Annotated in this window: 9 protein-coding genes; 3 read left to right on the forward strand and 6 right to left on the reverse strand. The window is 74.0% G+C overall.

Annotation, left to right across the window (positions count from 1 at the left end):
• From AOK18_RS33820 to AOK18_RS00850, 4 genes are all read right to left on the reverse strand, one after another.
• A partial coding sequence (locus AOK18_RS33820) for an ATP-binding cassette domain-containing protein (RefSeq protein WP_157864988.1) occupies positions 1-137 on the reverse strand: 137 nt, incomplete at its 3' end.
• Between the two features lie 19 nt (positions 138-156).
• Positions 157-927: an ABC transporter permease gene (locus tag AOK18_RS00840; protein WP_206281482.1), complete on the reverse strand. Its 771-nt coding sequence runs from the start codon at positions 925-927 to the stop codon at positions 157-159.
• A 44-nt stretch (positions 928-971) separates the two neighbouring features.
• Positions 972-1,745, reverse strand: a complete 774-nt coding sequence (locus AOK18_RS00845) for an ABC transporter permease (RefSeq protein WP_055692980.1) — start codon at positions 1,743-1,745, stop codon at positions 972-974.
• The gene (locus tag AOK18_RS00850) at positions 1,742-2,692 is read right to left on the reverse strand and encodes an ABC transporter substrate-binding protein (RefSeq protein WP_055692981.1); all 951 of its coding nucleotides are present in this window, start codon (positions 2,690-2,692) and stop codon (positions 1,742-1,744) included. The genes AOK18_RS00845 and AOK18_RS00850 overlap by 4 nt, the downstream gene beginning before the upstream one ends.
• Positions 2,693-2,950: 258 nt before the next feature.
• Between AOK18_RS00850 and AOK18_RS00855 the strand changes: the two genes are divergently transcribed.
• Entirely contained in the window at positions 2,951-3,376 is a 426-nt protein-coding gene (locus AOK18_RS00855; RefSeq protein WP_055692982.1) for a hypothetical protein, read from the forward strand.
• A gap of 202 nt (positions 3,377-3,578) precedes the next feature.
• On the opposite strand, the gene AOK18_RS00860 is transcribed toward AOK18_RS00855, so the two are convergent.
• Positions 3,579-4,523, reverse strand: coding sequence for a phosphatase PAP2 family protein (locus tag AOK18_RS00860; RefSeq protein WP_079104781.1), 945 nt, complete (start codon positions 4,521-4,523; stop codon positions 3,579-3,581).
• Between the two features lie 256 nt (positions 4,524-4,779).
• On the opposite strand from AOK18_RS00860, the gene AOK18_RS00865 reads away from it, so the two are divergent.
• Positions 4,780-5,394 (forward strand): TetR/AcrR family transcriptional regulator, encoded by a 615-nt coding sequence (locus AOK18_RS00865; RefSeq protein ID WP_055692983.1) that lies wholly within the window; start codon positions 4,780-4,782, stop codon positions 5,392-5,394.
• 158 nt (positions 5,395-5,552) lie between these two features.
• Here the strand turns inward: AOK18_RS00865 and AOK18_RS00870 are convergent, their stop codons facing one another.
• Positions 5,553-6,551, reverse strand: a complete 999-nt coding sequence (locus tag AOK18_RS00870) for a DUF2510 domain-containing protein (RefSeq protein WP_055692984.1) — start codon at positions 6,549-6,551, stop codon at positions 5,553-5,555.
• A gap of 402 nt (positions 6,552-6,953) precedes the next feature.
• Here AOK18_RS00870 and AOK18_RS00875 point away from each other — a divergent pair.
• The coding region (locus AOK18_RS00875) for an ATP-binding protein (protein ID WP_055692985.1) at positions 6,954-9,512 on the forward strand (2,559 nt) is incomplete at its 3' end.

The raw sequence follows: 9,512 nt of genomic DNA on the forward strand, positions 1-9,512 counted from the left end.
GTCGTCTTGCCGCAGCCCGACGGCCCGACCAGGCACACCAGTTCACCGGCCGCCACGCTGAACGTCAGGTCGCGCACCGCCTCGATGCGGCGCCCGGATCCCTCGTACACCTTCTTCAGCCCGCGTACGTCGAGCATGGACCGCCCTTTCAGGGTTTCACCCGGACCGCCGGGCGGCGGCGCGCAGGCCGTGGTACCAGCCGAGCGCCCACCGCTCGACCAGCCGGAAGAGGACCGAGAGCACGAAGCCGAGCAGACCGAGCAGCAGGATGCCGGTCCACATGTCGGTGATCGCGAAGGAACGCTGGAACTGCACGATGGTGAAGCCGAGCCCGTTGCCGGCGGCGAACATCTCGCTGATCACCATCAGGATGATGCCGATCGACAGTGCCTGGCGCAGACCCGCGAAGATCTGCGGACTCGCCGAGCGCAGCACCACGCTCCGCAGCCGCGCCACGCCCGTGATGCCGTAGGCGCGGGCCGTCTCGGCCACCACCGCGTCGACCGCCCGGACGCCCTCGACGGTGTTGAGCAGCACCGGCCACACACAGCCGGCGGCGACGACCACGATCCTCATCGTGTCGCCGATGCCGGCGAACAGCATGATCACCGGTACGAGCACCGGTGGCGGCACGGCACGCAGGAACTCCAGCACCGGTTCGCACACCGCCCGCACCCGCCGGTGGGAGCCGATCACCGTGCCGAGCGCCACCCCGGCGGCGGCCGCGAGCGCGTAGCCCGCCAGGAGCCTCAGCACGCTGGGCAGTACGTCACCGCGCCACCGCTCGCCGGTCCACACCTCCGGGAAGGTCTCCAGGATCGTGCGCAGCGGCGGCCAGTACACGTCCGTGCTGCCCGCCGACGACACCCACCAGAGGGACACCAGCACCAGGGGCAGCGCGGCCACGGACACCGGCCGCGGCAGCACGCGCCGCCGGGGTCCCCGCCCCGCCCGGCCGCAGGACGTCCTCGTCACACCGTCACCTCCCCGCGCACCGACTGGTGCCAGGCCAGCGCCCGCCGTTCCACCGACCGGACCCCCACGTTGATCAGCAGCCCGAGCAGACCGGTGACGACGACCAGCGCGTACATCTCGGGCACCGCCTGCGAGGCCTGCGCGACGGCGATCCGGGACCCCAGCCCCGGCGCCCCGATGACCAGTTCGGCGGTGATGGAGAGGATCAGCGCGACGGACGCCGCCAGCCGCACCCCGGTCATGACGTACGGCAGCGCGGTCGGCCACAGCACGTACCGGACCCGCGCCCAGCCGCCGAGACCGTAGGACCGCGCCGTCTCCTCCGCGACCGGGTCGACGTCCTGGACGCCGTACAGGACCTGGACCAGCACCTGCCAGAAGGAGGCGTACACGACGAGGACCAGCACCGATCCCAGTCCGGTGCCGTACAGCAGCACCGCCAGGGGGATCAGCGCGACCGACGGGACGGGGCGCAGGAACTCGATCGTGGACGCCGTCGCCTCGCGCAGGTACGGCACCACCGCCAGGACCACCCCGACGGCGATCCCGGCGGCGACCGCGATCGCCAGGCCCAGCGCCCAGCCGGTGAGGGTGTCCCCGAGCGCGCTCCAGAAACCGCCGTCCGAGACCTCCCGGCCGAGCGCGCCGGCGATCCGGCCGGCCGGCGGGAAGTGCTCCTCCCCGACCAGGCCGAGCCGCGGCACCGCCTCGCCCAGGGCGAGGAAGGCCGCGAGCCCGGCCGCGCCGAGCACGGCGTTCCCGCCCCTCACGGCAGCAGCTCGTCCAGGTCCGGCGCCTGCTCGAACAGGCCGTCCTCCTGCCCGAGCCGTGACAGTTCCTCCAGGGAGGCCCGGTCGGGCTCGGCGGGCCACTTCGGCAGGGTCACCTTCTCCAGCAGGCCGGCCGGGATCTTCGTGTACGTGGTGATGATCCCGCGGACCTCGTCCGGGTGGGAGTCGGCGTAGGCCAGGGACTCGGCGGTGGCCTCCTGGAACTTCCTCACCACCTCGGGGTTCTCCCGCGCGTACCGCGTGGAGGTGAAGTACATGGCGACGGTGAGCTTCGGGGAGACGTCGATCATGGGGGAGGCGATCTCCCGGGCGCCCTGTCCCTTGACCGTGGTCAGGACCGGTTCCACCACCATCGCCGCGTCGACCCGTCCGCTGTCGAGCGCGGCGGGCATCTGGTCGAAGGCCAGCTCGACGAAGTCCACCTCGTCGGGGTCGCCCCCCGCCTTGCTCACCGAGGCGCGCACCGATGTCTCGGTGATGTTCTTCAGGGTGTTGACGGCGACCTTCTTGCCCTCCAGGTCCCCGGGCGACTTGACCGGGCTGTCGCCCTTGACGGTGAGCGCCTCGAAGTCCCCGCCCCGCACACCGGTGGAGGCGATGCCGTTCGCCACCGCCTTGACCGGTACGCCCTTGGACTGGGCGAGCATCAGGGACGTCATGTTGGAGAACCCGAAATCCAGCTGGCCGCCGGCCACTCCGGGCACGATCGCCGCGCCGCCCTGCGCGCTGGAGAAGGACAGCTTCAGCCCGCGTTCGCCGAAGAAGCCCTTCTTCTCGCCGAGGTAGAGCGGCGCCACGTCGACGATGGGGACGAGGCCCACCTCGACCGTGGTGGTGCCGTCGGACGAACCGGAGCCGGACGAACCGCACGCCGTCGCGGCGGCCAGGACGGACACGGCCGTGAGGCCGACGAACAGACGGCGCATGATTTCCCCCCGTGGGGCCGGACCAGGTGCTCCGGCGGGCTGCCCGCAGACCGTACGAACGCGCACAGCGGGAACCTAGGGCTCTTGACGAGTTCAGGTCAATGCCCCCGAGGGGTGAACCGCCGGACCGCGGTCGCGGCGCCTCCGCCGGGGGACGGGGAGCCGGCCCGGACGGCCGGCCCGGGCCGTCGACCTGCCGGAAGGGCCGGATCGTCCTAGGGTGGACGGCACTGCGCTATACGGCGACCGGGAGTTCTCATGCGTCTTCCCATCGAACTCAGGCATGTGGCGCCCCGTCTGGCCACGGGGGCGTTCATCCTCAACTCGGGGCTGGTCAAGCGGGGTGCCGACGAGGAGACGGCCGTCCAGTTGCACGGGATGGCCAAGAACGCCTACCCGTTCCTGGAGAAGATGCGGCCCACCGCCTTCGTCCGGCTGCTCTCCGCCGGGGAGATCGCACTGGGTGCCGCTCTGCTGCTGCCCGTCGTCCCCACGGTGGTGGCCGGTGCCGGACTGGCCGCGTTCTCGTCGGGGCTGCTGGGGTTGTACCTGCGTACGCCGGGGATGCGGGGGGAAGGCAGCCTGCGGCCCACCCAGGACGGCACCGCGCTGGCCAAGGACGTCTGGATGCTCGGCATCGGGATCGGCTTCGTCGTCGACGAGTTGACGCACGACGGCCGGTGACCTTCCCCGCCCCGGTCCTTCCCGTCCCGGTCCTCGTCCCCGCCTCGCCGCAGGGACGTCCACGCCGCGCCGGCCAGGGTGCCCCGGTCCGGACCGCCGGTGCCGGAACCGGGGCGTGACGCCGGCCGTTCCCGGGCGACCGCGGCAGCCGCGCGGGCGACGGCGGAGACGGGGGACGGGGCGACGGGGACGAGGACCGCGCTCATCGGCGCGTCCCCACGAGTCGCTCACCCCCGGCCCCCGTCCCACCGGTGCCCGTCCCACCGGTGCCCGCTTCGCCGACCCCTGCCTCGCCGGTCCCCGGCCCGACGGTTCCCGTCCCGGCGGTCTTCCGGGTCTCCCCGGCCGTGTCGCTCCTCCCCGGCACGGTGGGCGCACCCCGGGGCCGGCGGGCGGACCGCGGGAGGCGCAGGGTCGCGAGGGCGGTGCCGAGCAGGGCGGCCGCCACGATCGCGTCCAGCCAGAAGTGGTTCGCCGTCCCCACGATCACCAGCAGGGTCAGCAGCGGGTGCAGCAGCCACAGCGACCGCCACCGCGACCGGGTGGCGACGGCCAGACCGATCGCCACCATCAGCGCCCAGCCGAAATGGAGCGAGGGCATCGCCGCGAATTGGTTCGACAGCGTGTCGGTCTCCGGAGGCCCGTACACCGACGGCCCGTAGACCCGCGCGGTGTCCACCAGGCCGGTGGCGGCGAGCATCCGGGGCGGGGCCAGCGGGAACGCCAGATGCAGCACCAGAGCGGCGGCGGTGACCGCGGTGAGCACCCGCCGCGCCCACCGGTAGTGGACCGGGCGGCGCAGGTAGAGCCAGACCAGGAAGGCGAGGGTGGCCGGGAAGTGGACGGCCGCGTAGTAGGTGTTCGCGAGGCGCACGAGGCCCTCGCCGTGCAGCAGCAGGGACTGCACCGCTCCCTCGCCGGGCAGGCGGAGCAGGCGCTCCAGCTCCCACACGTCGTGCCCGTTGCGGAGGGCGGCTTCCCGGTGGCCGGTCGCGAGCCGTCGGCCGCCCTTGTAGAGGAGGAAGAGGGCCGCCACGAGCAGCAGCTCGCGCAGGAGGGGCGGGCGCGCCGGGGTGCCGGACGCCGGCGGTGCGCCGGGGCCCGCCGCCGGGAGCGGCGCGCTCGGTGACTCGCTGCGGGCATTCATCCCCGGCCCTTTCGCCGACGCTGGTGCTGAGGTGGTGCTGGTGGCAGTGGTGGTGCCGGGTCGCACCGTGGTGCCGGCCCTCGCCGGTGCGGATTCGAGTCGAAACACTCCCGTACCGATACGAGTCCGTACCGATACGGGAGTGTACCGATACGGAACCGTTCCGGTACACTCGCGTATCGATGGACAGGGGTGCCGGTGCGCGGGAAGCCGGACCCCCCGAGGACCCGCCCGCAGGGCAGGAGGAGCCGATCCGATGGCGTCGCAGGCCGCGGACCAGCCGGAACAGGCCGGCGGTTCGCGCCGCTCCAAGCTCACGCCGGAGCGGGAGCAGGAGTTCTTCGACGCGGTCCTGGAGCAGATCCGTCAGTGCGGCTACGAGGCCGTGACCATGGACGGGGTAGCGGCCCGGACGCGGTGCAGCAAGTCCACGCTGTACCGGCAGTGGCAGACCAAACCCCGGTTCGTCGCCGCCGCCCTGCGCTCCAGCGGGCGGACCCGCTTCGCCGGGATCGACACCGGCACCCTCGCGGGGGACCTGCGCGAGGCCGCCCGGAGCGCGGGCGCGTGGTCGGCGGAGAACACCTCGTTGCTGCAGGCGCTCGGGCACGCGGTCACGCAGGACCCGGAGCTGGCCGGGGCCCTGCGCGAAGCGCTGGTCGAACCGGAGATCGTCGCGCTGAGGGCGATCCTGCGGCGCGGGGCCGAACGCGGTGAGGTCTCCGCGCGGAACCCGGCGCTGGAGTACGTCCCGGCCCAGTTCTTCGGCGTGCTGCGGGTGCGGCCCCTCCTGGAGGGGCGCGACGCGGACCCGGACTATCTGCTCCGGTTCGTGGAGGCCGCCGTCCTGCCGGCACTCGGCCTCGAATGAGACCGGGGCGCCGTCACCGGACGACCGGGCGGCGACCCGATCGCGCCGCACCGTGGGGACGGGGGCGGCGCGCACCACCGGCCGGGTGGGGTTCCCTTTGAGCGGAGGGGAGCCCCACCCGGCCGTCCTCCCGGCGCGGCGGACGCCGGACGGCGGGCTCAGACGTCCTGGCCGTTGCCGCGCCCGCCGCCCTCCGCCTTCTCTATGCCCTCGGTGATGTCGTCGAGGACGGACTGCTTCTGGTCGGTGTCCAGACCGAAGCGGACGACGACCATCCGCCCGGGCTGCGCGGGGGAGGGGAAGGCCAGCGACTGGACGTACCCGTCGGACCCCTTGCTGGTGACCGCCTTCCAGCGCACCAGGTAGCCCTTCTGCCCGGCGACGGTCACCGCCTTCGACTCGAGGACCTCGTGCGAGCTGATCTTCCCGTAGGAATCACCGCCGTACGACTCCTCGGCGTTGGCCGGGATGTCCGCCTTGGCGACCGCCTCCGCGGTGGAGCCGCGGGAACCGAGGGCCTGCGCCGGTGCCGAGTACGCGCCCCCCTTGGTGCAGGTGCTGGAGGTGTCGCCGGGGCAGTCGTAGGTGTCCTCCGACATGATCTGGGCGCCCACCTGGCCCTCCTGGCCGTACCAGCCGTCCGGGATGGGCAGGCTGATCCCGCTCAGAGCGTCGGTCACCGACCCGCTCTCGACCCGCGGCGCCTCGGAACCGTCCGGGCCGGGACCGTCCTCACCCGGACCCCCTCCGGGGCCTCCCGGCCCGTCGTCCCGCCCGCCCGGCGCCCGCGAGGCGGTGGAGGTGCTGCCGCTCCCGCCGCCGTCGGTCAGCGCGTACACGCCGACCCCGATGCTCGCCAGCACCGCGACGGCCGCGGCCACGGCTATCCCGATGCGCAGCCCGCGCCCCCGGCCGGAGCGCACGGCCCCGGGGTACCCGGGATACCCGGGATGCGCCGGGTACACGGGGTACGCCGGAGGGGCCGGATGCGCCGGCCCCGCGGCCGTGCCCGGCACGGGAGGGGCCCAGGCGGGCGCCGATGCCGTGGGCCGGACCTGGTCCGTCCAGGCGGTACCGTCCCACCAGCGCTCGGTGGCCGGTCCGTCATTCGTCTGCCCGGGGTCGGGATACCACCCGGGAGGAGTCGCCTGCGTCATGCCCCCACCGTATGAGGCGTCGGTGAAAGAGGGATGAGAGAGGTCCGCAAGACCGGGAAGGCCGGGGGGTCCGGCGGTCCGGAGCGGTGCGGACCGCGAGTGCGTCGGCCGGACTCCCCGGGCCGGGGCCGGGAGCCCGGCCCGGGAGCCCGGCCCGGGAGCCCGGCCCATGTCCCCCCGGACCCGTCCCCGTCCTCCGCCGAAGAATCCGACACACCGTCATTTCCCTTTCTTCCGAAAGGTGTTGACCGGAGAACTCCTGGTGGGGCGTGGGGGACGTCGACCTCTGTACCCGGTGTCACCCGTCACGGCAAGAGCCCGGCCCGTACCGCTCCGTCGGGCCCCTCGGAGGACTACGCTCGACGCCTGTACGTCGTTCGGGCGACTTGGGGAGGCAGCGCAATGACGGAGGTGCGGCCCACGGCATCGGCCTCTCTCTGGGAGCGGGACGAGGAGATCGCCACCATCACCGCGGCCGTCGACACCCTGTGCGCGGACCGTTCCTCGCCCGGCAGCCTGCTGATGCTGCGGGGCGAGTCGGGGCTGGGCAAGACCGCGCTGCTCGCCGAGACCCGGCGCATCGCCGAACGGCGCGGCTGCACCGTGTGGTCGGCCCGCGGCGGCGAGACCCTGCGCACCGTCCCGTTCAACGTCGTACGCCAGCTCCTCCAGCCCGCGCTGGTGTCGATGCTGCCGGAGGAGGCCCGCGAGTACCTCGGCGACTGGTACGACCTCGCCGGCCCCGCCCTCGGCATAGCCGAGCCCGGCGACCGGCACGCCGATCCGCGGGGCGTCTGCGAGGGCCTGGTCGCCGCCGTGCGCCGGCTGGCCCACCGGGAGTGGCCGCTGGTCCTGACGATCGACGACGCCCACTGGGCCGACCAGGAGACCCTGAACTGGCTCTCCGCCTTCACGGAAGGCCTGGCGGACCTGCCCGTTCTCGTCGTGGTCGCCCGCCGGCCGGGCGACGTCTCCGGGGTGAGCACCCGTCACCTGGACGCCGTCGCCGCCGCGACCGAGCACCCGGTCACCGTCCTCAGCGCGCTGACCCCGCCCGCCGCGGCCGGCCTCACCCGCGCCACCCTCGGCGAGAACGCGGACGCCGCCTTCTGCCGCGAGGTGTGGGCCGTCACGGGCGGCAACCCCTACGAGACGGTGGAACTCCTCGCCAAGGTCCAGGACAGCGAACTCGCACCCGTCGAGGCGAACGCCGGGGAACTGCGTGCGCTGAACCGCTCCGCCCGGGGCGGCGGGCTCGTCGCCCGGCTGGAGGAACTCGGCATAGACGCCACCCGGTTCGCCTGGGCCGCCGCCATCCTCGGCAGCGACATCACCGTCGGCCTGGTGGCCGAGCTCGCCACCCTCGACCACGACGACGCCGTGCGCTGCGCCGAGCGGCTGCGCAGCGCCCGTATCCTCACCACCCCCGACCCCGGCACCGGCCGCAGCGGACCCGACGACCTCGAGTTCGTCCACCCGCTGATCGCCACCGCCGTCTACAACTCCATCCCCGACGCGCTGCGCCGCGCCATGCACGGCATCGCCGCCCGGATCGTCACCGACTCCGGCCGCGGTGCCGCGGCCGCCTCCCGCCACCTCCTCGAAGTACACCCGGACGACGACGAGGAACTCGTCCGGCAACTGCGCGACGCCGCCGGGGAACACCTCGCCGTCGGCGCCCCGGACGCCGCCCGCCGCTGCCTGGAACGCGCCCTGGAGGAACCTCCCCGCCCCGAGGTCCACGCGCGCGTGCTCCACGAGCTGGGCCGCGCCACCTTCCTCACCGCGCCCGCCCGGACCATCGGCCACCTGCGGACCGCGCTCGGCATGTCCGGCCTCGACGGGGACGTACGGGTGGACGCCGTGATCCGGCTCTCCCAGGCGCTGCTGCACAACGACCAGATGGAGGAGGCCGTCCGCACCGTCGGCGAGGAGGCCGCCCGGCTGGAGCCCGGTCCCGCCCGGATGCGCCTGCAGGCCGTGCAGTTCATGTGGGAGGGCATCCACGCGGGCGAGACCACCGTGCCCGGCCGGTCCGAACGCCTCGCCGCGCTCGCCGCCACCTGCACCGGCCGGGACAACTCCGAACGCGCGCTGCTCATCCTGCGCGGCTTCGACGCCATGATGCGCGGCGAGAACGCCGAAGTGGTCACCGGGATCAGCGACCGCGTCCTCGTCAACGGCCGCCTCGCGCCCGGCCTCGGCTGGACCGACGCCGAGTGGGGCGTCGAACTGCTGCTGATGCTGGCCAGCACGTACGCCTACACCGACCGCCTCGACCGCGCCGAAAGCCTCTACAACGAGGCACTGCACTCCTACGAGACGGCCGGCTGGAGCGGCGGCCACCTGGCCCTCGCCCACGCCTACGTCGGTCCCGCGCACCGCAGGCGGGGCCGCCTCGCGGCGGCGGAGAAGTCACTGCGCGAATCCCTGCGCCTGGCCGAACGCGTGGGCCGCGGCCTGCCCCTGTACTGGACGGCGACCTGCAACCTGGTCGACACCCTGCTCGTCCGCGGCCACGTGGACGAGGCCTGGGAAGTCGCCGAACGGCACGGGTTCGCGCCGCCCTACCCGTCCACCATCGTGCTGCCCGACCCCCGCTCGGTGCGCGGCAGGCTGCTGCTCGCGGTCGGCCGCACCAAGGACGGCGTCAACGAACTGGAGGCCGCCGAGAAGGCCGCCGCCTCCCGCGGCCACCACAACCCCGTCCACCTGTTCTGGGCCGCCGACCTCGCCCGCGCCCTCGCCACCGAGGACCCGGCCCGTGCCGCCCGGCTCGCCGCCGAGTACCGCGACCGGGCCGAGCGCTTCGGCACGGACACCGCCATGGGCGAGGCCCTGCGCTGCGCCGCCGCCCTGGAGACCGGCCGGCGGGCGGTGCGGCTCGCCGCCCGGGCCGTCGCCTGCCTGGAGGCGTCGCCCTGCCAGTACGAACACGCGGCGGCCCGCGTCGAGTACGGC

This window comes from Streptomyces prasinopilosus, from assembly GCF_001419695.1.
Classification (GTDB): Bacteria; Actinomycetota; Actinomycetes; order Streptomycetales; family Streptomycetaceae; genus Streptomyces; species Streptomyces prasinopilosus.